General features: G+C 65.3%; 20 protein-coding genes. 7 read left to right on the top strand and 13 right to left on the bottom strand.

Annotation, left to right across the window (positions count from 1 at the left end; translation table 11 throughout):
- Positions 1 to 10: 10 nt before the first annotated feature.
- From llg_RS00365 to llg_RS00355, 3 genes are all read right to left on the bottom strand, one after another.
- Complete coding sequence (locus llg_RS00365) at positions 11 to 925, bottom strand: sugar phosphate nucleotidyltransferase (RefSeq protein ID WP_338287506.1); 915 nt, start codon at positions 923 to 925, stop codon at positions 11 to 13.
- 232 nt (positions 926 to 1,157) lie between these two features.
- Positions 1,158 to 1,955, bottom strand: coding sequence for an alpha/beta hydrolase (locus llg_RS00360; RefSeq protein WP_338287505.1), 798 nt, complete (start codon positions 1,953 to 1,955; stop codon positions 1,158 to 1,160).
- 35 nt (positions 1,956 to 1,990) lie between these two features.
- A complete protein-coding gene (locus tag llg_RS00355; RefSeq protein ID WP_338287504.1) occupies positions 1,991 to 4,549 on the bottom strand; it encodes a phosphatidylglycerol lysyltransferase domain-containing protein in 2,559 nt (852 codons plus the stop codon).
- Between the two features lie 121 nt (positions 4,550 to 4,670).
- Between llg_RS00355 and llg_RS00350 the strand changes: the two genes are divergently transcribed.
- The gene (locus tag llg_RS00350; protein WP_338287502.1) at positions 4,671 to 5,438 is read left to right on the top strand and encodes a CorA family divalent cation transporter; all 768 of its coding nucleotides are present in this window, start codon (positions 4,671 to 4,673) and stop codon (positions 5,436 to 5,438) included.
- A 471-nt stretch (positions 5,439 to 5,909) separates the two neighbouring features.
- Here the strand turns inward: llg_RS00350 and llg_RS00345 are convergent, their stop codons facing one another.
- The gene (locus tag llg_RS00345) at positions 5,910 to 6,218 is read right to left on the bottom strand and encodes a hypothetical protein (RefSeq protein ID WP_338287501.1); all 309 of its coding nucleotides are present in this window, start codon (positions 6,216 to 6,218) and stop codon (positions 5,910 to 5,912) included.
- Between the two features lie 10 nt (positions 6,219 to 6,228).
- Here llg_RS00345 and llg_RS00340 point away from each other — a divergent pair, with 10 nt between their 5' ends.
- Together llg_RS00340 and llg_RS00335 are read left to right on the top strand one after the other, a co-directional pair.
- On the top strand, positions 6,229 to 6,918 hold the full coding sequence (locus llg_RS00340) for a hypothetical protein (RefSeq protein WP_338287500.1): 690 nt from the start codon (positions 6,229 to 6,231) through the stop codon (positions 6,916 to 6,918).
- Between the two features lie 46 nt (positions 6,919 to 6,964).
- A complete protein-coding gene (locus tag llg_RS00335) occupies positions 6,965 to 7,423 on the top strand; it encodes a hypothetical protein (RefSeq protein WP_338287499.1) in 459 nt (152 codons plus the stop codon).
- Positions 7,424 to 7,492: 69 nt separating this feature from the next.
- On the opposite strand, the gene rho is transcribed toward llg_RS00335, so the two are convergent.
- From rho to llg_RS00320, 3 genes are all read right to left on the bottom strand, one after another.
- Positions 7,493 to 9,430 carry a transcription termination factor Rho gene (gene rho, locus llg_RS00330; RefSeq protein ID WP_338287498.1) on the bottom strand — a complete coding sequence of 646 codons (1,938 nt, stop codon included), beginning with the start codon at positions 9,428 to 9,430 and terminating at the stop codon, positions 7,493 to 7,495.
- 22 nt (positions 9,431 to 9,452) lie between these two features.
- A complete protein-coding gene (locus llg_RS00325; protein WP_338287497.1) occupies positions 9,453 to 10,205 on the bottom strand; it encodes a YebC/PmpR family DNA-binding transcriptional regulator in 753 nt (250 codons plus the stop codon).
- 261 nt (positions 10,206 to 10,466) lie between these two features.
- On the bottom strand, positions 10,467 to 11,063 hold the full coding sequence (locus tag llg_RS00320; RefSeq protein WP_338287496.1) for a hypothetical protein: 597 nt from the start codon (positions 11,061 to 11,063) through the stop codon (positions 10,467 to 10,469).
- Positions 11,064 to 11,179: 116 nt separating this feature from the next.
- On the opposite strand from llg_RS00320, the gene llg_RS00315 reads away from it, so the two are divergent.
- Positions 11,180 to 12,169, top strand: a complete 990-nt coding sequence (locus llg_RS00315) for a malate dehydrogenase (protein ID WP_338287495.1) — start codon at positions 11,180 to 11,182, stop codon at positions 12,167 to 12,169.
- A 286-nt stretch (positions 12,170 to 12,455) separates the two neighbouring features.
- Here llg_RS00315 and llg_RS00310 read toward each other — a convergent pair whose 3' ends face one another.
- Positions 12,456 to 12,674: a cysteine-rich CWC family protein gene (locus tag llg_RS00310; protein WP_338287494.1), complete on the bottom strand. Its 219-nt coding sequence runs from the start codon at positions 12,672 to 12,674 to the stop codon at positions 12,456 to 12,458.
- Positions 12,675 to 13,136: 462 nt separating this feature from the next.
- Between llg_RS00310 and llg_RS00305 the strand changes: the two genes are divergently transcribed.
- A complete protein-coding gene (locus tag llg_RS00305) occupies positions 13,137 to 13,916 on the top strand; it encodes a thiazole synthase (protein ID WP_338287493.1) in 780 nt (259 codons plus the stop codon).
- Here llg_RS00305 and llg_RS00300 read toward each other — a convergent pair.
- The 3 genes from llg_RS00300 to llg_RS00290 form a co-directional block, all read right to left on the bottom strand.
- Entirely contained in the window at positions 13,897 to 14,457 is a 561-nt protein-coding gene (locus llg_RS00300) for a hypothetical protein (RefSeq protein ID WP_338287492.1), read from the bottom strand. The genes llg_RS00305 and llg_RS00300 overlap by 20 nt on opposite strands.
- The gene (locus llg_RS00295) at positions 14,454 to 15,047 is read right to left on the bottom strand and encodes a YcxB family protein (protein ID WP_338287491.1); all 594 of its coding nucleotides are present in this window, start codon (positions 15,045 to 15,047) and stop codon (positions 14,454 to 14,456) included. Before llg_RS00295 ends, llg_RS00300 begins: the two co-directional genes overlap by 4 nt.
- Before the next feature lie 82 nt (positions 15,048 to 15,129).
- Positions 15,130 to 16,080, bottom strand: coding sequence for a hypothetical protein (locus llg_RS00290; RefSeq protein WP_338287490.1), 951 nt, complete (start codon positions 16,078 to 16,080; stop codon positions 15,130 to 15,132).
- A gap of 378 nt (positions 16,081 to 16,458) precedes the next feature.
- On the opposite strand from llg_RS00290, the gene llg_RS00285 reads away from it, so the two are divergent.
- A complete protein-coding gene (locus llg_RS00285) occupies positions 16,459 to 17,661 on the top strand; it encodes a substrate-binding domain-containing protein (RefSeq protein WP_338287489.1) in 1,203 nt (400 codons plus the stop codon).
- 17 nt (positions 17,662 to 17,678) lie between these two features.
- Here llg_RS00285 and llg_RS00280 read toward each other — a convergent pair whose 3' ends face one another.
- Positions 17,679 to 18,362, bottom strand: a complete 684-nt coding sequence (locus llg_RS00280) for a hypothetical protein (protein ID WP_338287488.1) — start codon at positions 18,360 to 18,362, stop codon at positions 17,679 to 17,681.
- Positions 18,363 to 18,549: 187 nt separating this feature from the next.
- Between llg_RS00280 and llg_RS00275 the strand changes: the two genes are divergently transcribed.
- A complete protein-coding gene (locus tag llg_RS00275) occupies positions 18,550 to 21,348 on the top strand; it encodes an endonuclease/exonuclease/phosphatase family protein (RefSeq protein WP_338287487.1) in 2,799 nt (932 codons plus the stop codon).
- 39 nt (positions 21,349 to 21,387) lie between these two features.
- On the opposite strand, the gene metG is transcribed toward llg_RS00275, so the two are convergent.
- Positions 21,388 to 22,980 carry a methionine--tRNA ligase gene (gene metG, locus llg_RS00270; RefSeq protein WP_338287486.1) on the bottom strand — a complete coding sequence of 531 codons (1,593 nt, stop codon included), beginning with the start codon at positions 22,978 to 22,980 and terminating at the stop codon, positions 21,388 to 21,390.
- Positions 22,981 to 23,024: the final 44 nt, after the last annotated feature.

Below are 23,024 nucleotides of genomic sequence, written 5' to 3'. Positions count from 1 at the left end.
GTGGCGGGTCTCAGGACAGCTTCTCCGGGTATTCTCCCGCGGCGATCAGCTTGGCGATGGACTCGACGACGAACGGCTTGTCATCCGGGTAGGTGACGCCGAACCACGGGCTGGTGGTCTTGAGCACGTGGCAGTGCGCGTAATCGGCGTGGATCAGGTGGTCCACCACGGTCGGGATGTAGCACTCGGACTTCTGCTGGGTGCCGGCTTCCAGGAGGAAGCGGTGGAAGGCTTCCTCGAGCTGGCCGAAGAACGCCGGACCGAAGGCCCAGAAGTTCATCGAAACCGGGGTGCCGTCGGTGATCGGGCGGCGGGTGCCGTCGAGGGCGTCGCCGCGGACGGTGCCGTCGCTCTCGCGCTCGATGTTGAGGTATTCCTCGACGTTGGCGAGGTTGCCCTCGTCATCGGTCTTGCAGATGCCGCGGTTCACGTGGCCGTGGTCGGACAGCGTGTTTTCGAGCGGGTAGCCGACCATGGCCATGGCGCTTTCGTTGCCCTCCGGCAGACTGGCGAAGAATCCGGCGGCGCGGACGTAGGCGTCGTGGCCGTAGAAGTCATCGGCATTGATGACGGCGAAGGGCTCCTTCACGGCGTGGCGCGCGGCGCGGACGGCGTGGGCGGTGCCCCAGGGTTTCACGCGGCCTTCCGGCACGGTGAAGCCTTCCGGGAGGTCTTCCAGCTTCTGGAAGACGTAGTCGACCTCGATTTTACCGGCGAAGCGGGCGCCGACGGAATCCTTGAAGGCCTGGGCGAAATCCTCGCGGATGATGAACACCACGCGGCCAAAGCCGGCACGGATGGCGTCGAAAACGGAGTAATCGAGGACGGTTTCGCCGTTCGGACCCATCGGGTCCATCTGCTTGAGGCCGCCGTAGCGGCTGCCCATGCCTGCGGCAAGGACAAGAAGAGTCGGTTTCGTGGACATAAGACTAGACTGCAAACACGTAAGGTACGGGCGGGGTTATGGGGTATGAGTCGGGGTTGGGCAATGGCAATTCCGGGGTTTCCGGACCCTCCCGGGCACAGGCCCGGTGGGAGCGGCAACAGGTTTCCGCAAACCCGCGCCGGACGCAAGAACCGTGGAATCATTGGGTTGGAACGGAAAAAGCCCGTCTCCGGAGCGGAAACGGGCTTTTCGGCGGGGTGAAAATGGCGGGTTATTTCAGCACCGCGTTTTTGACGAGGAAATCCACGATTGGGGCGGGGTCTTTCAGCGAATGCGGGTGGTGGTCGACACCCGGCTTCACGATCACCTGGATGGTGCCGCCGACGGCCTTGTACTTCTCTTCGAAGAGTTTCGTGTTCTCGGGGAAGGGCACGACCTTGTCGGCATCGCCGCAGACGGCGATCACGGGGATCTTGGCCTTGGCGAGGCTCTCGGCCTTGTCGAGCGGGTTGCCGGTGAAGGTTTTGGCGGTGTCCTCGGTGAGCTGGTAGATGGCGAGTGCCTGGGCCCAGCATTTGGCATCACCCTTTCCCGTGCCCTTGCCGCCCGGCCACGAGCGGATGTCGAGCACCGGGGCATCGAGGTAGAGCCCGGCGGTGTTCTCCGGATGGGCGGCGGCGTAGTTCACGGCGTAGAGGCCACCGCGGCTGAAGCCTTCCAGCACCACGCGGTTGTTGAGATGATGGGTCTTCACCACCTCGTCGTGGAACTTGTCCATCAGCGCCACGGCGGGTGGTGCGCCGTACATGTCGTTGATCTGAAGGTAGGCCACGTGCCAGCCCTTCGCGAGCAGGGCGATGTCGCCCTGCGGCTCATGGCCGAAGAACTCGGTGCGGTAGATCCACGGATTCCCCGGGGCCGGGGCCTTCGGTTTCACGAGGATGGCGTTCTTCCCCTCCACCTGGAAGTTCACCTGCTCGTAGCCGTTCCATTCGGCGGCGGTGGCAGGGAGGGCGGAGAGGACGAAGGCGGTGGCCAGACAGCGGAGCGAGCGGACAAAGAGCGACATGACCCGCCCGTTACGTGGCGTGGGCGGGCAATCGATCAGCTCTTCAGCAGCGCGCGGAAGCCCCCCGGCAGGTGGACCCCGGCAATGGCGAGGCCCAGCATCGGCAGCGGCGTACCCGGTGGGTAGGCGAGGTAGCGGCCTTGCCAATCCGGGTGGTACTTGCGCTTGAAGCTGAAGAGCGACTTGTAGCCGTAGTACTTGTCGAAGTTCTCGAACAGGAAGCGGGTGGCCTTTTCCTGGCGGTTCGGCTCGCCGTCCTCCTCGGTGCGCACGTCGGCGAGCGGGGCATTGCCCAGGCTGATCTCGGTGACGCCCTCGGCGCGGAAATGGTTGATGCTTTCGAGGATCAGGAAGTCCATCAGGCCGCCGTTGCGGGCCTCCACGGTGCCGCGCATCAGGTCGAGCGTGCGGCCGGTGCCCTGCTTGTAGGGCAGCCAGGTGGCGAAGGCCTCGACGCGGCCTTCGGCGTTGCGAACCACCCCGGCGCCGCGGTTGCGGATCGATTCGAGGTCGAAGGCCCCGAGGTCGAAGGTCATCTCGCCGCCGTGTTTCGCGTCCAGCCAGTTGTCCGAGACCAGCTTCATCTGAGCCTCGATGCCGTGGTCCGGCGAGGGTTTGGCGTCGTACCAGGTGAAGGTCATGTTTTCCTTGCGGGCGCGGTTGCCGGCGGTGCGGAGGTTCTGGAACTTGCCGCCCTGGAGGGTGAATTCGTCCGGCTTGAGGCGCGCGTCCTCGCCCACCTTGAAGGTGACGAGGCCTTCCTCCTCGTAGATCGCGCGGTTGGCGGTGTGGGCGCAGTAGAAGATCGGCACCCAGTCCTGGCGGCGGGCGAAGCGGTTGAAGGCGTGGATCATCTCCTGGCGCTTGTCCGGCGCACAGATCGGATCGGCCAGCGCCACGGCGAAGTTCCGCCACAGCGCGTAGGCCACCACGCCGTCCTCCTCCTTGGTGAAGAAGTAGCGCTTGTCCGGCAGCAGCGCGAAGGTGTCCATCGGGTCGGTGCCGTGGCGGAGGATGAGCCTGTCCACCTTGTCGCGGTCCTCATCGGTGCCGGTGGGGAAGCGGCGCTGGAGGACCGGGCGCAGCATCAGGCCGAGCACGAGGAACGAACTCAGCAGGCTACCGCCGCGGAGGGTGCGCAGGAAATTCCGCACGGCGCGGCTGCCATCCTGGTCGTATTCCGATTTGCGGAGCAGCAGGGCCTGGACGGAGCCCTTCGCGCAATCGCCCCACGACAGTTCTTCGCCGAACTCGCGGCGGTCGCTGAACTGTTTCAAGCCGAAGGCGCCGTAGATGAAGAGTCCGAGCGCGAGGAGCGAGGCCAGGCCGAGGGCGAGGCGCAGCGAGGAGGCGTCCGAGCGGGCGATGAACTCCTTCCGCCAGCGGATCAGCGGCACCAGCAGGACCACGGCGGCCAGCGCGTGGTGCCAATCGAAGGCGCGGGAAAGATGCAGCACCGCGGAGACCGCGAGCATCACCAGGCCCAGCCACCACGCGATGCGCTTGCGGCGGCCGAGGCCGCGGGCCAGCGCGAGCAAGGTGATGCCGGAGATGAGAAGCAGCAGGCGGCTCTTTTCCGTGACCCCGAGCGGCACCCACTGCTGCATCCAGGCCATCACCAGCGGCGGCTTGGTGAAGAGGGATTCGGAAAGGTCCGCCAAGCCCATGACCGCCATCGCGACGACGAGGATGCGGATCGAGTGCTTCTTGGAGAAGATGAAGAAGATGGACAGCGCGATGGCGAGTGCGGCGGCGGGCCACATCGGCGAGAGGCCGAAGGGCAGCTCGGTGTGGGGCGGGGGATCGGCCTTGGTGTCGTCGCCGAGCACCCAGTCGACGCCCCGGTTGATCCAGTCCTGGAAGTCGTCGTCGGGGCCGTCGAAGCCGTGGTTCGCACCGGGCTTGGTGTAGAGGGCGCGTTTCGACTGGAGCGTGAGGATCCAGGCGGTGGAGGCCATGAAGTCCGAGCCACCGTGGAATTGGGCGATGCGGAGGTCCTTGACGTCGTTGGTGAAATCGGAGAGGCCGAAGGTACCGGGGCCTTCCGGGCTCTTCAGGCCGAGTTCGTCGCTTTCCCGCAGGCCATAGCGGCCGCGGCTGTCCGCGCTGAGCATCATCACGCCAGCGAGGCGGGGCGGGTGGTATTTCGAGGCGGCGGCGGCCACGGCCTGCACCGCGCCCATGCTCCAGCCGCCGTAGATGACCGGCACGTCCTCGCCATTGCAGCGGCCGGCGGCGTCGGCGGCCAGTTTCGCCATGTCCTTGCCCAGCGTGTCCTGGTCGTAGTCCTTCTCGGCGTATTCGCGGCAATCGAAGCCCACGACGTAGATGCCGGAATCCTTGATCCATTGCGCGATGGTGTCTTCCCAGGGCGACCAGCCGCCGTCCCCGGAGCCGAAGATGAAGATTGCCCGGGGCGGGCTTTCATCAGGCTCATAGAGGCGCACCACCGCTTTGGCGTGGGAAAGCTCGACGGTGGCCTTTGGTACCGGCGAGTCCTCCTCCTCCTCGCCATCCGCCATCACCCGGGCGGGGAAGGCGAGCAGGATGAGGCAAACCAGGAGGGTCAGGAACGCGGAGAGTCGTTGTGACATGAACGGGCCGATGAAAGGCGATGGGACGGGAATGGTAAATCGCAATTGGTGGTTAGGGACGTCACGAAGTCGGAACTTCCTTCAAGATTTACAGCCCCGCGGCCCCTTGCATGATACCGACATGCCCGCGCTCCCGGAAGCCACCTTCCTGCCCACCCAGTTCGATTGCGAACCGGTCCTGATGGACCAGATCAGCAACCGGCCCGGCCACCAGCGTTGCATGGTGGGGGATGGCGAGCTGCTGCTGGTGGCCCACGAGGTGCCGGTGGTGGGCAGCGCCAGCCGCGAGGCCCTGTTTTTCTGGAAGCGGCGGGATGGAAAATGGATCGGCCCGGATGGCAAGGCGGGTCTGCTGGCGCTGGAACAGCTCCTCGACCGCTATGCCGAGGCCATCGATTCCCACGCCGCGGTGGTGGATGAGGCGGACACCGCCGGGGAGATCTTCGGCATCCTCCGCCACGCCGGTCCGCTGGCGCGGGCGTCGCGGAATCTCGTCCAATCGCTCGGGCAGGTGCTGGAGGTGGATCAGGATGACCGCGAAATCCGCTCGCTGCGGGACCGGGCGGTGGATGTGGAGCGGGCCGCGGATCTGCTGCACGCCGATACCCGGCTGACCCTGGAGTTCTGGCAGGCCGAGCGCGCCGAGCAGCAATCGCTCGCCGCCGACAAGCTCAACCGGATCGTCTTCCGCCTGAACCTGCTCGCCGGGTTCTTCCTGCCGCTGGTCGCCCTCGGCGGGCTGTTCGGCATGAATGTCGACCTCCCTGGCTTCGTGAAACCGATGTTCTGGTGGATCGTCATCGCGGGTCTCATGACCGGCGGCATCATCCTCTACTACGCCCGCCGGAAGGCGGAGAAAGAGGCCTCCTGCCAGGTGGAGGAGGACTGAAAGCCAGTGGGCTTGAGCGGATCGGATTTCGGTGGAGGCGGAATTACCCATCTCGCAGGCCATTGTGAATAACTCGCGAACATCTCCACAACTCACTCGGAATCGCCGCTGAAACGGGGGTACCGGAACCGCGCAAATTGCGCGATGGCGCGGCTCTAACAAAAGGCCTGCGCTCGATCCCAACAGTTGTTCACCGGTCGTGATGTTGGGGTGTTCGATGGTGCTGTCGCAAGTGGCTTGTATTGAGTGAAATAGATCGGCTTTTCGAGCTTGCTCGCGCTTCCTCACAAGTTGTTCACAACCTTTGCGATTCGCGAAGGACTGACCCCGGGAAAATGCGAAATGCCTCTACCACGGGAGTTCCACGGCGGGGGCGGCAAATTAGTTCGGATTTCCGTTGTGAATAACTTGTCGCGAAATCCCCAATGAAGCGATTTCATCGGCGCAAGCCGTGCGCAATCGTCCCCGTTTTCAGCGCCGCAGGCGGGTGTCGGTGACGGGCCCGGCGAGCAAGCGGAGCACCGATCCGACGAGCCCGCCGACGATCTTCAGGACCAGCAGCAGCACCCCGACGACCACGCCGACGGTGAGGAGCAGGAACAGGGCAATCACCCCGAGGATCACCCACAGCGGCCACCAGCGCATGTCGAGCTGCTTGACGCGGCCCTGCCACGCCTGCTGCCAGGAAGACTGGGTCGGCTCCGGCTGGGCCTCGGCAGCCTGGGACTGCGGGGCCACGCCGTCGACTTCCAGCACTTCCACCTCGATGGGATCGTTCACGGCCGGGAGCATGGACCCGGTCGCCCGCCCCCGCAATGCGAAGACCGCGGGGATTTTGGAAGCGGTGACGAAATCGCTCCCAAGGGAGGAGCGGGGGAATCAAGGTCGCCGAGTGGAGCGTGCCGCAGCCAGGGAGAGAATCGCCCGCCGCTTGTTTGTGGCGGCCATCGTCCTGTTGATTTCCGCGCAATTCTTTCCAGGAGCGGCGTGGCGGATTTCCCTGGAGCTGGGGCCAAACCAAACCGCAGAGACTCTGGATTGGGAGGTCGTGGGCATCGGCACGCAGGTGTGGAAGGACTGGATCGGCCGGTTGCCGGAGCTGGTGCGGCCGTTGGGGGCCGCCTGCTTGATTGCGGCGGGCCTTTTCATCGTCGCGACGCCCTGGCTCATTCGCCCGCTGCGGCAGTCGCCGGGCATCCGCTGGATGTGCCGGATTTTGTTCGCCGCCGTTACTCTGGGGATGGTGGTGTGGGAATGTTCCCACCGGGTGTTGCTAACGGGCGGGGGGGAAATGGTGTTTGGTGGAGCGCGTTTCGAACTCTTCCGGACACCGTGGCCGTCGACCCTGACCCGTGAGTTCCGGGAGGGGGCGTGGTTGCTGACGGGCGGGCTCGCGGCGTATGCGCTGGGGTTATGCGTGCTGCCGGGGTGGCAGTTGGTTCCGGATCGCGTCGACACGGAGGCTGCGCGGGGCTTTTGAAAGCCGAAGGATCGCCACGAATGGCATTTTGAGCCATGATGCCCCCATGAATCCAATCGCTTGGGGGCTGAGGGTGGTCGCATGCTGGCTGGCATGGATGGTCGTCGGCATGGCCGGAGAGGACATCAAGGTAACGTCCTACTTCGGGAATGGGTTTGGAAAGTGTTTCGAGACGACCCTCGTCGTCAAAAAGCTTCCGCTTGGTCCCGCCGGTTCCAAGTTGGCGGCGTCGCCTCCTCAGTGGTTTGCATTCCGTCTGGACGATACGGATTTCAAGGAACGCGTCGGAGTTTCCTTTTTCGGTGATGGAGCGAGGAGGCGGTTCGACTCGGTGGTCGGGACGGAAACGAGCACGAAGGTGAAGGTGATCGCATTCGAATCCATTCAAGCCGATGGAGTGCCCGATTTCAGCGGTATCTCGCAAAAGGACACGGGGAGATTGATCGTCGCGGGGACCGGCTGGTCGGTAAAGCGGGTGCTCGTGGTCATGGACACTGGTAAATAGCCACGAGCAATAAAAACGGCGTCCTGTTGCCAGGACGCCGTGGGGTGAGGGATCGTTCCGCGGGCGGGATCAGCCCTTGATCTCGAGCAGCATCTGCGGGTTGTTCGGGAACTTCTTCAGGAAGAACAGCAGGCGCTCCATGGCCTCGACCGGGCGGTGGCCGGAGAGGCCGCGGCGGATGAGGTGGATCTTGTGGAGCATGTGGTCCGCCAGCAGCAGTTCCTCGCGGCGGGTGCCGGACTTGAAGATGTCCACGGCGGGGTAGATGTAGTTCTCGGCGATCTTGCGATCGAGGACGAGTTCCATGTTACCCGTGCCCTTGAACTCCTGGAAGATGGCTTCGTCCGCCTTCGAGTTCGTCTGGATCAGCGCGGTGGCGAGGATCGTGAGCGAGCCTCCGCCGCGGGTGTTGCGGGCGGCGGCGAAGAGGCGGCGGGGGACTTCCAGCGCGCCGACGGTGATGCCGCCGGAGCCGGTGCCGCGGCCGTGCTGGCGCATGCCGTGGTTGTAGGCGCGGGCGAGGCGGGTGATGGAGTCCATCAGCAGGAAGACGTCCTTGCCGGCTTCCACCAAGCGCTTCGCGCGCTCGATGGCGAGCTCGGCGATGCGGCAGTGGTTGCGGGAGCCGTCGTCATTCGAGCTGGCGTAGATTTCCACGCCGGGCAGGGCGCGGCGGAATTCGGTGACTTCCTCCGGGCGCTCGTCCACCAGCAGCACCATCAGGTGCAGGGTCTCGTCGTATTTCTCACGGATCGCTTCCGCCATGTGGAGGAGGAGCGTGGTCTTGCCGGAGCGGGGCGGGGAGACGATCAGTCCGCGCTGGCCACGGCCGACCGGGGCCATGATGTCCACCACGCGGGTGGTGAAGCGGTCCGGGGTGGTTTCGAAGCTGATGCGCTTGTTCGGGTTGATCGCCTTGAGCTCCTCGAACATCGGCAGGCGGCGGGATTCCTCCGGCGGCAGGCCGTTGATGGAGGTGATCTCGATGAGTTGCGGGCCGCGCGGGCCTTCCTGGGCGATGCCATGGATCCAGTGGCCGACACGGAGGCCGTGGCGGCGGACCGCTTCCGGCGGAACAAAGACGTCGTCGCGGGCCTGTTCGAAACGTTTTTCCGGGACACGCAGGAAACCGAAACCCTTCGGCGCGAGCTCCAGCATGCCGTTCACCTCGACCTTCGGGCCGGAGAACTGCGGTTGCTGCGGCTGCGGCTGGCGGCGCTCGCCCTGGTCATGGCGTTCATTCCGATCGCCGCGATCGGGGCGCTGGCCTTGGCGGGAATCCTGAGGGTGGCTCTGACGGGAGTCCAGGCCTTCGCCGCGCGGATCGCTCTGGCGGTCGCGCTCGCGTTCGCGGCGGCGCTTGCGCTTGTCACGGCGGCGCTTGCTGCGGCTGTCGCGCTGGCCGTCCTGCGGGCCATGGCCGTCGCCGCCCTCGCGGTTCTGCGGTGGGTCCTGCGGGCGTTCCCGCGGTTCGCGGGGCTCACGCGGTTCCCGCTGTTGGTTCACCGGGCCACCGCCGGGCACGCGACCGTATTTGCGGGGCTGGTCGTCGCTGTTGGCGTTGTTGGAAAAGGAATCGTCCTCGCGCGGGGCGGGCGGACGGGGGGCTTCGCGGGCGGGTTCCGGAGCGGCGATGAACTCGCGCTGCACGGGTTCCGAGACGGGTGCCGGAGAAGTTTCGCGGGCGGGCGCTTCCTCGGAGGTCGCGGCCTTGGCCTTCTTGGCGGCTTTCTTGGCGACTTTCTTTTTCACCGGGGCGGCCTCGGCGGTATCCGCGGTGGCAACGGGAGCGGCGGCGGGCGGTTCGGGCGCGGGGGCCGGAGCGGCGACCTCATCCGTGGCGGCGGTGGTCTTTTTCGCGGTCTTTTTCGCGGCGGTCTTTTTGGCTGCCGTTTTCTTGGCGGCGGCTTTTTTCGCGGCGCGTTTGCGGGCCGGGGCGGAGCCTTCTCCTGTCGTTTCGATCGAGTCGAACGGCAGCAGGGTTTCCTCGTTGAAGTCGTGGATCATCCGGAAGCGGGTGGAATGGAAATCAGTCGCCGAGTTGTTCAAGCACGTCGTCGGCCACCTCGAAGTTGGTGAAGACGTTCAGGGTGTCGGCGTAGTCGTCGAGAATGTCGTAGAGGCGCAGGATCTGCTTGGCGGTCTCCAGGTCGGACACCACGGCGGGATTTTGGGCGATGGAGACGAGTTTTTCGGAAACCGGCGGCAGGCCGGCGGCGCGCAGGGCGTTGGCCACGGTGCCGAGCTCGTTCGGCGCGGTGTAGAGGATGTGCTCGGATTCGTCGCTCTGGACGTCATCGGCACCGGCCTCGATGGCCACGTCCATGATGCGGTCCTCGGCCACGCTCTCGGCGGCGAGGCGGATCTCGCCCTTGCGGTCGAACTGATAGGAAACGCTGCCGGGGGTGGCGACGCTGCCGTTGTTCTTGGTGAAAATCGTCCGCATGTCCTGGGCCGTGCGGTTGATGTTGTCCGTGGCCATCTCGATGATGAAGGCGGTGCCGGACGGGCCGTAGGCCTCGTAGGTGACTTCCTGGATGGCGGTGCCACCGAGTTCGCCGGTGCCCTTCTTGATGGCGCGCTCGATGTTTTCCTTCGGCGTGGAGACGGCCTTGGCGTTGTCGATGGCGGTGCGCAGGCGCGAGTTCGTGGATGGATCACCCCCGCCGGCGCGGGCCGCGAGAGCGATCTCGTGGGCGCACTTGCTGAACACCCGGCCGCGGATGACGTCCACGCGTGCCTTGATGTGTTTGACCTTGGACCACTTGTTGTGACCGGCCATGAATGATTCGGGTCGGGTTGAAAAGGTGAAGATGGGAGGATGTTCCGGGTGCACGGGGGCACAACGGCGGAACGATTGCGACAAGCCGGGGAATCTGAAACCTGCCGTCTGCCACGATGCGAGACACAGGAGGCGGAAACCCCTCGGGCGGTTCAGAAACGAAAGCCGCCGCCCTGTCGATCCAACGACGGAAAGATGCGGCCGGTGGGGATGCTTGGCAACTCCAAATTTTACGGGGGTCTCCGGCTTCCCGGGCCGGTTTCAGTCCGAGAAATAGGCGATCAGCGCGGCGAACAGGAGCGGGAAGCCGTAGTAGAAGAATGCCAGCAGGGCCGCCAGGAGCACACGGCCCACGGAGCTCCCGAGGCATTGGCCGATGGCCGATGCCAAGGAGCCGCATACCGCGCCCAGCCCCAGCAGTGGGATCGCGTTTTGCAAATGGAGCCACACGATCCGGTCTTGGAACGGGGTGGCTCCGGGTTCCTTGGAGAGTTCATACATCCTTCCAGCCAAGGGGGCGCCGTCGATTCCGATCCAGCAGAGGCCGGCCAGCACGACGCCGCAGCCGATGCAGGCCGTGATGGAGATCGGGCGGCTGTGTTCGGGGCGTTCGTTCGAGGAATCCTGCTGGGCCTGCTCCCAAGCCGCGGCATCCCATTCCTCCTGGACCGGCAGTTCATCCGGCAGGGCCTCCTGCCATCCTTCCGGCACGGCCAGCGAGAGCCACATGACTCCCCGCGGGCCGTAGAAAGACTCCGCGTGGTCGTGGATCACGGCGGAAGGAATGCCGAGATCGGCAAGCCGCTGCTGGTCGATGGAAACCAACACCGGATCGCGATCCACGAGCAGGACTGGCATGCTGATAGAGTCGCATGGATTCCCGGTTCTTTCCAGCGTGGAAACCGCTTCCCGGTTGACCGCGGATGGCGCGGGGTCTAGATGCTAGGCGACATCTCCGGCTAACAAGCATTACCATGAAAGATCCCATTACCGTCTCCATCACCGGCGCCGCCGGGCAGATCGGCTACGCGCTCCTTTTCCGCATCGCTTCCGGCGCCGTCTTCGGTCCGGACCAGCCGGTGAACCTGCGGCTGATCGAGATCGAGCCCGCGCTGCCCGCGCTCAACGGCGTGGTGATGGAGCTCGATGACTGCGCCTTCCCGCTGCTGCGCGAGGTGGTGCCCACCGCCGATCTGAACGAGGGCTTCCGCGGCACCAACTGGGCGCTGCTGGTGGGCTCCGTGCCGCGCAAGGCCGGGATGGAGCGCGGCGACCTGCTCGGCATCAACGGCAAGATCTTCACCGGCCAGGGCAAGGCGATCGCCCGCAACGCGGCGAAGGACGTGCGCGTGCTGGTGGTGGGCAACCCGTGCAACACCAACGCGCTGATCGCGATGAACAACGCGGACGGCGTGCCGAAGGAGCGCTTCTTCGCCATGACCCGCCTCGATGAGAACCGCGCCAAGAGCCAGCTCGCGAAGAAGGCCAGCGTGCACCACTCGAAGGTCACCAACCTCTGCATCTGGGGCAACCACTCCGCCACCCAGTATCCGGACTTCACCAACGCGAAGATCAACGGCCGCCCGGTGACCGACGTGATCTCGCACGTGGAGTGGCTGAAGAACGATTTCATCAAGACCGTGCAGCAGCGCGGCGCGGCCATCATCGCCGCCCGCGGCGCGTCCTCCGCGGCCTCCGCCGCGAATGCCGCCATCGACACGGTGAAGAGCCTCATCACCCCGACCCCGGCCGGCGACTGGCACTCGGTGGCGGTGTGTTCGGACGGTTCCTACGGCATCGAGAAGGGCCTCATGGCTTCGATGCCGATCCGCACGATCGAGGACGGCAAGTGGGAGGTGGTCCAGGGCGTGCCCGTGGACGCCTTCAGCCGCGAGAAGATCGACGCCTCCGTGAAGGAGCTCCAGGAGGAACGCGACGCGGTGAAGGATCTGTTGCCGAAGTAACTACGGCGTGTATCGTATTTGAAAACGGCCGCCGGCCATCCGGCGGCTGTTTTGTTTTGATTTTGGTTGGAACGCTCCGTCGAGGTGCCTTCTTCGTATGTAGTTCCTCCTTCAGGAGGGTGGTGTGAAGCACGTGATCCCTTGGCGGACACCAGACCGTTCGCGCTCCGGAGCATGACTCTGAATGACCGGCATCTAGGATTCAATGTTGTCCTCCCCGCCCTCCTGAAGGAGGAACTACGTACGAAGAGGGCGTGCCAAGGTATGCCGATCCTTTGGCAGCGGTCTACTCCTCCCGCTCGCAAGCAGGAATGCTTACGCTACTTTTCTCCACGCACTCCCGGCAGATGCAGGCGCGGCGCCGGTCCTCCTCCGCCACCAGGTCGAGCAGCGCGGGCGGAATGGTCACGTCCATGCACCAGCAGCGGACGCCGAGGAGCGCGCCGCAGTGGTTGTTTTGTCCGCAAAGCGGACAGGAGGCTGGGTCCGATGCTTGAGTCGTCACGGAACTACTCGGGGTTATGGGCGGAAGGGCGCATCAAGATTCGTTTTTCCGAAAGCCGCATCCAGCACAGAACGTGGCTTCGGGTGTTCGGAATGGAATGCCACATGCAGGGCAATCCGGCCCATGGAGCGACCGGCGATGGTGCCACAAGGCGTCGAAGCAAGTTTCGTGAAATCCCGTCCTCTGCCGATACGCGTCCAAGGCGGGCTGTTGGGCGGTGGCAAGGGCCTCCTGCAAGGATAGTTTCTGCTGTTTCCGGAGTTCTTGCGCTTTCGTGACGACTTCCGTCAGCAATGGGGCCAATTGCTCCCATTCCTCCTCGTCGAGCATCGGGATCACCATTTGGCACCGCCAGCAGTAGGTGGGAATCATGGTGGAAGGAAACTCCCGGCCGAAGACGGAGTCCAGTGGAACGCTCCGCTTGCATGCGGGGCGGGCATTCCCCACAGTCCCGCCCACAAGATGTCCCAGCCGCTCGTCATCGCCGGTCGTGAAATCCGCTCCCGCTTGTTCGTGGGAACGGGGAAGTTCCCCTCGAATGAAGCCATGCGCGATTCGCTCGTGGCCAGCGGCGCGGAGATCGTGACCGTGGCGCTGCGCCGCGCCGACCTTTCCGGCGGGCACGATCCCTACGCGAACATCCTCGATTTCATCGATCCGGAGAAATATCTGATTCTGCCGAACACCAGCGGCGCGATGAACGCGGAGGAGGCCGTGCGCCTCGCCCGCCTCGCCGCGGCGGCGGGCCTGCCGAAGTGGGTGAAGCTGGAGATCCATCCGGACCCCACCTACCTGCTGCCCGATCCGATCGAAACGCTGAAGGCCGCGGAGATCCTGGTGAAGGAAGGCTTCACCGTGCTGCCCTACATCAACGCCGATCCGGTGCTGGCGAAGCGCCTGCAGGAAGCGGGCACTGCCACCGTGATGCCGCTCGGTGCCCCGATCGGCAGCAACCGCGGCCTGGCCACGCGCGACCAGATCCGCATCATCATCGAGCAGGCCATCGTGCCGGTGGTGGTGGATGCCGGGATCGGCGCTCCCAGCCATGCGGCGGAAGCTTTGGAACTCGGCGCCGATGCCGTGCTGGTGAATACCGCCATCGCCATCGCGAACGATCCGGTGAAGATGGCCATCGCCTTCAAGAAGGCCGTCGAGGCGGGCCGCGAGGCCTATGAGATTGGTTTGCCGGAAGCCGAGGACCGAGCGATCGCGACCAGTCCGCTCACGGCGTTCCTTTCCTGAGATCGCGCAGCGGCACGCCGGCGGCCATGGCCCAGCCGGCGACGGTGGCCATGTCCTCCGGGTTGGCAAAACAGCGGAGCGGGATGCAATGGCATGCGGTGGAGGTCGGAAACAGCAGCAGCATGTCATTGGCAATCACCGCCTGTTCCAGATAGCGCCAATCGTGGGTGGCATGGTTCACGCCGAGCACGCGCAGGACCCGGGTGGAGCTGAACGTCCATTCGTCCTCACCTCCGATCCGGTCCCGTTTCGCGAGGGATTCCCTCAATACGATCGCGGTGTACCACCGGGAGCCAAGGATCAACAGAGTGAGCGTGGCGGGAAAAATGTAGCACATCACGCGCAGCTCTTCATGGCGCCAAGCATAGATCCATCCGAGGGCGATCAGACCATAGAAGTAGGCGAGCGCCAGCTTTCGCCCGAGCGTGTATTGAGCGCGGCGGAAAAGGCGGATCGCATGCCTCCACTCGGCCGCCGATGGCAGGCCGTGGACCCGGATCACCGGACCGTCCTCGGGAAATGGGGAAGGGGTGGGGATCATGATTGGGGCTTGGCTTTCCGGTAGTCCGTCACCGGCAGTCCGGCCCCGCGCGCCAGATCCAGCAGGCGGGTGGTGTCTTCGGGGCTTCTGAAGAAGCGGCCGGGGATGCACTCGATGGTGTAGCGGTTCGCCATCAGGATCACCAGGTCATCATCCGCCGCCACGGCATCGAGGGTCGACCATTCGTAGAAGAACTCGTGGCCGACGCCTTGGATGTGGACGCCCTCCGGGATGAAGCGCCAGAGCGGGCAGACTCCGGTTCTGGCGGCCTTGGCCATGATCCGGTCCAGCCGCTGGTTCCGACCCCTGCGGACACGCAGCACCACGGCCACGAAGCCGACCACCAGGACGAAGGTGGCCTCGGGGTTGGTTTCAAAGGCGAGGATGGGTAGCACCAGATAGGCACCCGCCAGCAACCACGGGAAGAGCCGACGGAAGAGGGGCCGGGTGCGGGCCCGGAGCTGGAAGCCCTTCGCCCAGTCGGTGCGATCCGGGATTCCCCACAGCCGCACTTCCTCCGGAGCGGCGTCAGCGGTGGCAGGGGCGGAGGTTTCCATGGCAGCGGCCTGGCCATCGTGGACGGCGGCCATTCCGATAGGAACCACGAATTGTCCGTGGCAGGGGCTGAAACAAAAATCCCGACCGGAGGACCGAGTCGGGATTTCGGGAAGTTCAGCTATTGCCGTGGCCGTGGCGGAACTGGGTGTTCGTCGAAGGCGGCGGGGGCGGCGGGATCGGTGGGATCGGCGGCGGTGGCGGTGGCGGCGGAAGGTCCAGCGGGTTCGGCGGAGCGATCGCGGGAGCGACCTCGCCTTCCTTGGCGTCCTTCGCATCCTTGCTGTCCTTGGACTTCGAGCTGTGCTTGCGCCAGTCACCGGAGGCCGGGTCGAGCTTGGCCAGCACGGCCTGGACGTCGGAGAGGGATTCGGGCACGGCGGCCACGGCGCACTGGGCGGCGAGGCGCATGGCGTCCGGCTTGGAGGTCGCGGCGGTTTCGACGATGTTGGCGATCGAGGCCTTGTCGTTTTCGGTGGCTTTGATGGCGGCCTTCACGATCTCGCACACGCGGTCCGGATTCGCGGTCACCTCGGCGGCCACGATTTCCAGCAGCTTCGAGGGATCCTCGTGGATGCGGTGGCGGATGCTCAGGGCATACTCCAGCGTGTCCGCGGCGGGAGCCTTGGTCGTGTCGGAGTCGGCGCGATACATCGCGGCCAGCAGCGAGAGGGCGAAGTTCAGTTCCTTGGCCGGGGCGTGGTTCGCCGCCATGGCCAGCATGCCGCCGCCGCGGTTGCGATCGACGGACTTGAGGAACGGCGCGGCGTTCTTGCGGAGCTGGGATTCCAGCGACCACGGGCGCGTCACGACCGGCACTTCGGAGAAGCCGAGGGAGGCTGGATCCTGGACCAGATACCACGGCTGGTCCTTCGAGAAAGATTCCGGGGAGATGCCAACCAGTGGCTGGATCGGCGAACCGGTGGAGAAACCTTTGGCTGCGATGGCATCCGGAGAGGCCGAGCCGTTTTCAAACTGCCGGCTGGCACCTGATAGATCCTGGGCGAGCAGGGAGCTCGCGCAAGTCAGGGTCAGGGCGACCGTGCCGAAAAGCACTGGGGGTTTCATGGTGGTGAGTGGGGGGAGGGTGAACCGCGCTCATCCTCTCACAATTATGTAAATCGCCAAGCACGCGATCACGTGAGCGGGCTATCAGATGCTTTTGGTTGGGTTGGATTGTTGAAAATGAGTTGGTTGCGCGGTGTCTGAAAAGGTGACTGATAAGTATTTAATGAAAATGAAACTTCCCGGGCTCTTAAATGCGATGTTAGAAAAGCGGTTGGAAGGTCGACGGATGCTGATTTTCAAAGGCTCCTGAATCCGTAGGCATGACGGTTTCAAATGCGGCCAAGGAAGGACGGCATTTCCGTCCGATGGCATGTCCAAAGCGCCGGGGATGGCTTGATGCTTGCGGTGGCTGTGAGGGGAGGGGAGCTTTGAGTTCCGATGTCCTCCCCATCCAGTCGCCCTTTGGTCGGTGTCCGCTTTCCGGTATGGTGTGCGTTCGGCCATCCGGTGCTGGAAGGGGTGGTCGACCAGATGCGGGAGTCCGGGCAGTGGAAGCTGGTGACGGAGAACAGTTTCTTCGGGGAGATGCGGGCGCGCCGCATTGACGGGGATTGGAAAGGGGACGGGCTCATTCTGTTCCGGGCGACGGACGAGGAGCTGGCGAACTACCGCCGCCGCGGGACCGCGGTGGTGCTCACCAGCACCGAGGGGCCGGACCATGGCTATCCGCGGGTGGTCACCGACAACGCGGCGATCGGTCGACTGGCCGCGGATCATCTCATCGATTGCGCGTTTTCGAATTTCGCTTTCTTCGGGCGCGGCGAGGCGCTGCACCGGGATCCGCAGCATGCACCGGGGATGCGGGTGTATTCCCGCGAGCGGTTGGGCGGATTCCTGTCCCGGCTGGCGGACTTCCACCTCGAGCCCATCGTGCATTACCTGAAGGGGAGGCCGCTGTGGAAATCCGGCACATGGAGGGCGGTGCAGCGCGAGGCGATGGAATTCCTGGCGGGGCTCCCGAAGCCGTGCGGCCTGTTCGTGGTGGATGATTCGCTCGCGGCGGTCACCCTGCAGGCGGCCGAGGCGCTTGGCCTCCGGGTGCCGGATGACGTGGCGGTGATCGGCTTTGGCGATGATCCGGCGCAGTGTTTCACCACCTCGCCCACGCTCACCAGCATCCGCTATCCGGGGCGGGAGGTCGGTCGGCTCGCCGCCGATCTGCTGGCCCGGCAGATGGCGGGCGAGGTGTTGGCGGAGACCCGCCACGTGGTCCCGGTTCATGATCTCGTGGCGCGGGATTCCACGGACACGCTTGCGATTCCGGATCCCGACATCCGGGAGATCGTCCGCCGCATCCGCCTGCTGGCACCGCACGATTCCCTGAGGGTGTCGGAGCTTTGCGAGCAGAGCAGCCTGTCTCCCACCACCATCAAGGTCCGCTTCGCCGCGCTGCTGGGCCGCAGCCCGAAACAGGAGATCAAGCGGGTGAGGCTCCAACATCTCAGCCATCTCCTGCGCTCCACCGAACTGCCGCTGGCGGACATCGTGCGGGAGATGAAATTTGAATCGTTGAACGAGCTGAGCCGCTTTTTCCATCGGGAGACGGGGTTGCGTCCGTCCGCTTTGCGGAGGTCGATGTAACCGCACACGGCTGCGGGTCACCGCCGCCGCTTCAGCAGCCATCCGCAGCCGGCCAAGGCGGCGAGCCCTGCCGCCCCGGGCTCCGGAACCTGGTCGTAGGAGAGATTGTCGAAACCAAGGAAAGTCGTGGGGCCGGTGGTGCCGGTGAGTAGTAGCGTCAGGGCTTCGCCCGTCGTGCCGCCCGCCGCCACGCTGATGGTTTGTTGGATGTCGCTGTTCGCGGTCCACAGGCCGGAGGCGATGGTGCCGCTGGTGGTCCCGGAAAGGGACCAGCTCACGGATTTCGCGGCGGTGTTGCCGGAGATGAGGTCGAATGATTGGAGATACGCGCTGCTGCCCGCGGTGGGGGTGAAGAGGATCTGGAACTGTGGCTGGGCTCCGCCACCGGTCCCATCGAGCTGGATGACTTTCCCGTGGGTGGTGAAGTTCGCGAAGGTGTCGAAGCCGATGCCCGAGTTGCCGGTCGCGGTGCTGCTCCACGCCACCTGGATGTCCGGAGTGCCAGTGATGTTCGCGATGCCGGTGGTCACCGTCCAATTGGAGGTGGTGGCGCTGGCATTGGAGCCGTAGGTGGCACCGCCGGGAAAGAGCTGGTTGTTGGTGGTGAAGCCTTCGTTGGTGAGCAGCGTGGCACCGCTGGAGATGCCGGTGCAGCCGAACGCGAGGCACACGCCGCGCAACAGGAGGTGGGTGGATTTCATGGGGTGCCGAAGCTCCCATCCGCCGCGCGCCGCGGTAAATCGGCCGAATCGCCGCGCTCCGTGGCAAAATCGGCTCCGGGAGGGAGGCGTCGATTTTGCCGTGTGGAAGGGCTTTTTGGACGGTTGGCGGGCCGGGGTTCCGCCGGATCATGTCGGGTTGATGAGATCACAGTTCTTGAGAAAATGGATGTCGGGCTTGTGCCCTCTCCTGCTGTCCGGATCGCTGGTGCCGGCCGGAGCCGCGACCCGCGTGCACAACGATGGCTTCACTGCCAACAATGCCGCCCTTCCCGGCCATCCCTCCTACGCCTCGCAGGTGTCCGCGAGCGGCGTGAACTGGACGGCCACTCCGGGAGGGCATGGCATCAACGGAACCCCGCACATCGCGGTGGGATGGAGCGGGCAGGGTGGTGACTCCGGCTCCGGTTTCGACACGTATGTGAACTTCGGCGGCCGGGGCGGCGCGATCCAACTCGATGGAGGCAAGGCGGGCGGATCGCGCCATGGCTACATCACGTTCGATCCCGCGGACGACGCGGGGGTGTCGATCGATTCCTTCGATCTCGATATCGCCCATGACCAGCCGCACACGGTGGACTGGTTCATCCGGGATACCGCCAACAACGTGTTGGCCCAAGGGGTGTGGACCCGCTCGACGAGTGGCCGGGACACCGTTTCACCGGCCTTCAAGGGGGCTGCGGGACAGACACTTGTGCTCGAACTTTTCCATGAAAGCGGCAGTGTCACCTACCTCGGCATGGACAACCTCGTCTTCGATGAAATCCCCGCGCATCCGATCGTGGAGGTGGGCAAGACCGCCTATTCGCCCGGGGAACCGGTCGTGGTTTCGTTCGCCGCCGGGAGTGGCGCGGCGACCGATCGGGTGGCGATCTATTCCGCCGGGACCTCGCCCTCCGCGGGCGCGTCTCCGCTCGCGTGGCGGTATGTGAATGGCTCCACCACCGCGGGGGCGGGCCTCGGTGCGGGCTCGGTGACCTTCACGGGGCTCGCGCTCGCCCCCGGTGCCTACGGCGCTTGGTTTCTCGGGTCGAATGGGGCCACGGTGCTGGCTGGTCCGGCTTCGTTCCAGGTCGATGCGCCCGCCGTCAGCCTGGTGCATCCGCAGGTGCCCTATGGCGGGAACATCGAGGTTTCCTTCCAAGGTGGTCCGGGGTTGGCGAACGATTGGATCGCGATTTTCCCGGCGGGAACGACTCCGGCGGATTCCCAATGGTATCTCGATTACCTCCGGACCAGCGGCACCCGCACCGGCGTGGAGGATGCGCGCAAGGGCACGGTGGTCTTCGACCGCCACTTCGGTCCTCCCGGCGACTACGAGGTGTGGTTCCTCACGAACGGCTACCACACGGTGGCGGGTCCCGTGCCACTGAAGATCACCTCGGCCGGCACCGCCGCCGCCCCGCGCTGGCTGACGCCCACGGTGCGGACGCGCCATGCCGTGACGGGCAGCGCCTACACCGGCCGTATCTCCGCGTATGTCTCCGATCCCGGTGATGTCCTTTCGTTTGAAAAGGTCGCCGGGCCCTCGTGGCTCGCGGTTTCCGCGGATGGCGGCCTTGGCGGGACACCGGCCGCGGCCGACGCGGGTCTGGCCCGGTTCACGCTCCGCGCGCGGGACCTGCTGGGACATACGGCGGATGTCGTACTGGAGATCGGGGTTTTTCCGCCGGGCGGCGAGCATGTCGGCCAGCTCAAGATCATGAGCTACAACACGCTGCTGCGCTGGGAGCCGATCAACGATGGATTCCGCAAGGGGATCGAGTCGATCGTGCTCGCGGATGCCGATGTGGTGTGCCTCCAGGAATCCGGCGGCGACAAGGCCCGCCGGGCCGCCGAGGCGCTCGGGTGGTTCTACGTTCCTCCCGGCAACGGCTGGGCCCAGATGATCAGCCGCTATCCGGTGGTGGGCACGCTCCCCGGCGGGGGCGGCGGCCAGGGTGGCCGCCTGCGACTGGCCGACGACCCGCTCCGGGAGGTGGTCGTCTACAATTGCTACCTCTCCGCGAACTACTCCGCGCTGGTGGCGGCCGCGGTGAGCGGGGCGACGGCGGAAAGCGCCCTGGCCGAGGAGATGCGGTCGTCCAGACCGGAGAATGTGAACACGCTGCTCCAGATCATGGCTCCGGTGCTGGCGGACGCGGACCGGACTCCGGTGTTCCTGACCGGGGATTTCAATTCGTCCTCGCATCTCGATTGGACCGCGGCGACCGCCGCGCGCCACAATGGCATCGGCCATGTCGAGTGGCCGTGCAGCCTGGCGGTGGCCGCGGCGGGCATGAAGGATTCCTTCCGCGTGAAGCACCCCGATCCCGTGGCGGTGCCGGGCCTGAGCTGGACGCCGCTGCTGCGGGACTTCGAGGTGAAGGACCGCATCGACTTCGTCTACTACAAGGGGGCGGCGGTGTCGGTGATGGCATCGGACCTCTTCCACACCGCCATCGAGACCACGGTGGGCAAGGGCCAGCCGACCAGTGTGGCGGCGGACAATACCTGGCCCTCCGACCATGCCGCGGTGATCACCTGCTTCCGCCTCGAACCGGTGGACGCCGATGGCGATGGCATGAGCGATGCCTGGGAGAAGCGCTGGTTCCACCAGCTCGCGATGTCCGGTGACCAGCCTGCCGGGCCGGGGCTGGATCTCCGCTGGCGGATGATGCTCGGCGGCGATCCGAATCTGGCCATCGGTTCCTCCGGCGGCCTCGGGGTCCGTCCGACCGCTCCGGGCCGGCGCGGGATTTCGTTTCCGGTCTCCGAGTTCGCGCTAGGCCACGGGCTGGCCTTGGAGGCATCGCGGGACCTCGGGGTTCTGGATCCGTGGGAGGTGCTGTGGCGGTATGACGAGGACCCCCAGCTGCAATCGCCCGGTCTCGTGGCCTCGCGCGAGACCACGGACCAGTGGCGGATTGTCTTCGAGCCGGTCGCTTCGCCCGGGAGCGCCTTTTACCGGCTGCGGCGTGCGGATTGATGACTCCCCGGGGCTACGGGGAGACCTGGAACCCGCTCGTCACTCGGCGGCGGGTTCCTCAAGGATGATCTTTGGGAACACGGGCTTCGGCTTGCCGATGGCGTGGCCGTCGGCGAGGAGGCCCCACTTCAGGTCATCGAGCTTGAGCGTGAGCAGATCCTCACGGGCGAGCTGGGAGGCGATCTTGGCGGCGGCCTGTGGCAGCACCGGCGAGAGCAGCACGGCGCAATGGGCGACGTTCTCGGCGAAGTGATAGAGGATCGTCTGCACGCGGGCGGCCTGCTCCGGGTCCTTCTTCAGTTCCCAAGGCTTCATGCGGTCGGCGTACTGGTTGCACAGCACCACGTGGCGGGTAAGGGCCTCCAGGGCCTTGGCGACCTCGTATTCGTCCATCGCCTCGCGGTAGGCGGCGGTGGTTTCGGCGAGGGACTTCTGGAGGGCGAGATCGTCTTCCGTGAGCGGGCCGCCGGGGCTGAGGATGCCGTCCGTGAACCGCTGGCTCATGTTGAGCGCGCGGTTGCAGAGGTTGCCCAGCTTGTCGGCGAGCTCGTCGTTGAAGAGCATGACGAGACGCTCGAGATCGAAGTCGGAATCACGGCCGGTGATGATGTCGCGGACGAGGTAGTAGCGCAGCGCGTCCACGCCGAACTTGTCGGCGAGTTCATCGGGGTCGACGACGTTGCCGAGGGACTTCGACATCTTCTCGCTCTGGCCGGACTTGCTCTTTCGGTTCCACCAGCCGTGGACCAGGAGCTGCGGCATCTGGTCGTCGCGGAAGCCCATGGCGTGGAGCATGCAGGGCCAGTAGATGCCGTGGGCGGGGATGAGGATGTCCTTGCCGATGATGTGGGTGGCGGGCGGATTGCCGGTCCAGATCTTCGCGAAATCGGGGAGCCCGGCGTCCGGCGCGGCCTCGTAGCCGACGAAGGAGACGTAGTTGATCAGGGCATCGAACCAGACGTAGGTGACGTAGCCGGGATCGAAGGGGAACTCGATGCCCCAGCGCAGGCGCTCCTTCGGGCGGGAGATGCAGAGGTCGGTCTCGCCGGAGCGTTCGAGGGCGTTGAGCAGCTCGGCCTTGCGGAAGGCGGGGAGGACGAAGTTGTCCGTCTTTTCGAGGTAATCCTTCAGCCAGCCAATGTGGTCGCTGAGCTTGAAGTACCAGTTTTCCTCCTCGATCTCGGTGACCTCGCCCCATTCCGGTCCGAACTCGCCCTGTTCGTTGCGGTCGCGGTCGGTGAGATACTGTTCCTGGCGGACGGAGTAGAAGCCCTTGTGGGTCTTCTGGTAGAGCTGGCCCTGGTCCTTGAGGGTGGAGAGGATCTTGCGGACGCAGGCCTTGTGACGCTCGTCCACGGTCTCGGCCCAGCCATCATAGCGGACGTCGAGCTTGTCCCAGAGATTGAGGAACTTCTTGGTGGTGCGCTTGACGTAGGTGGCGGGGTGGACGCCTTCCTTCTCCGCGGTCTGCTGGACCTTCTGGCCGTGCTGGTCGACACCGGTGAGGAAGAACACCTCGTCGCCACGGAGGCGGCGGTAGCGGGCGATCACGTCGGCGAGCACCTTCTCATAGGCGTGGCCGATGTGGGGCGAGCCGTTGGTGTAATCGATGGCGGTGGTGAGGAAGAACATGGGAGAAAGACGGAAGACTCGAAGACGCAAGAAGTAAGACCGGA

The organism is Luteolibacter sp. LG18 (genome assembly GCF_036322585.1).
Classification (GTDB): Bacteria; Verrucomicrobiota; Verrucomicrobiia; order Verrucomicrobiales; family Akkermansiaceae; genus Luteolibacter.
This window is presented reverse-complemented; position numbering and strand designations above follow the sequence as displayed.

Bases quoted from the DNA above. Each gene is read 5' to 3' on its own strand.
- llg_RS00365 (WP_338287506.1), bottom strand. From the start codon at position 925: ATGTCCACGAAACCGACTCTTCTTGTCCTTGCCGCAGGCATGGGCAGC.
- llg_RS00360 (WP_338287505.1), bottom strand. From the start codon at position 1,955: ATGTCGCTCTTTGTCCGCTCGCTCCGCTGTCTGGCCACCGCCTTCGTC.
- llg_RS00355 (WP_338287504.1), bottom strand. From the start codon at position 4,549: ATGTCACAACGACTCTCCGCGTTCCTGACCCTCCTGGTTTGCCTCATC.
- llg_RS00350 (WP_338287502.1), top strand. From the start codon at position 4,671: ATGCCCGCGCTCCCGGAAGCCACCTTCCTGCCCACCCAGTTCGATTGC.
- llg_RS00340 (WP_338287500.1), top strand. From the start codon at position 6,229: ATGGACCCGGTCGCCCGCCCCCGCAATGCGAAGACCGCGGGGATTTTG.
- llg_RS00335 (WP_338287499.1), top strand. From the start codon at position 6,965: ATGAATCCAATCGCTTGGGGGCTGAGGGTGGTCGCATGCTGGCTGGCA.
- rho (WP_338287498.1), bottom strand. From the start codon at position 9,430: ATGATCCACGACTTCAACGAGGAAACCCTGCTGCCGTTCGACTCGATC.
- llg_RS00325 (WP_338287497.1), bottom strand. From the start codon at position 10,205: ATGGCCGGTCACAACAAGTGGTCCAAGGTCAAACACATCAAGGCACGC.
- llg_RS00320 (WP_338287496.1), bottom strand. From the start codon at position 11,063: ATGCCAGTCCTGCTCGTGGATCGCGATCCGGTGTTGGTTTCCATCGAC.
- llg_RS00315 (WP_338287495.1), top strand. From the start codon at position 11,180: ATGAAAGATCCCATTACCGTCTCCATCACCGGCGCCGCCGGGCAGATC.
- llg_RS00305 (WP_338287493.1), top strand. From the start codon at position 13,137: ATGTCCCAGCCGCTCGTCATCGCCGGTCGTGAAATCCGCTCCCGCTTG.
- llg_RS00300 (WP_338287492.1), bottom strand. From the start codon at position 14,457: ATGATCCCCACCCCTTCCCCATTTCCCGAGGACGGTCCGGTGATCCGG.
- llg_RS00295 (WP_338287491.1), bottom strand. From the start codon at position 15,047: ATGGCCGCCGTCCACGATGGCCAGGCCGCTGCCATGGAAACCTCCGCC.
- llg_RS00290 (WP_338287490.1), bottom strand. From the start codon at position 16,080: ATGAAACCCCCAGTGCTTTTCGGCACGGTCGCCCTGACCCTGACTTGC.
- llg_RS00285 (WP_338287489.1), top strand. From the start codon at position 16,459: ATGTCCTCCCCATCCAGTCGCCCTTTGGTCGGTGTCCGCTTTCCGGTA.
- llg_RS00280 (WP_338287488.1), bottom strand. From the start codon at position 18,362: ATGAAATCCACCCACCTCCTGTTGCGCGGCGTGTGCCTCGCGTTCGGC.
- llg_RS00275 (WP_338287487.1), top strand. From the start codon at position 18,550: ATGTCGGGCTTGTGCCCTCTCCTGCTGTCCGGATCGCTGGTGCCGGCC.
- metG (WP_338287486.1), bottom strand. From the start codon at position 22,980: ATGTTCTTCCTCACCACCGCCATCGATTACACCAACGGCTCGCCCCAC.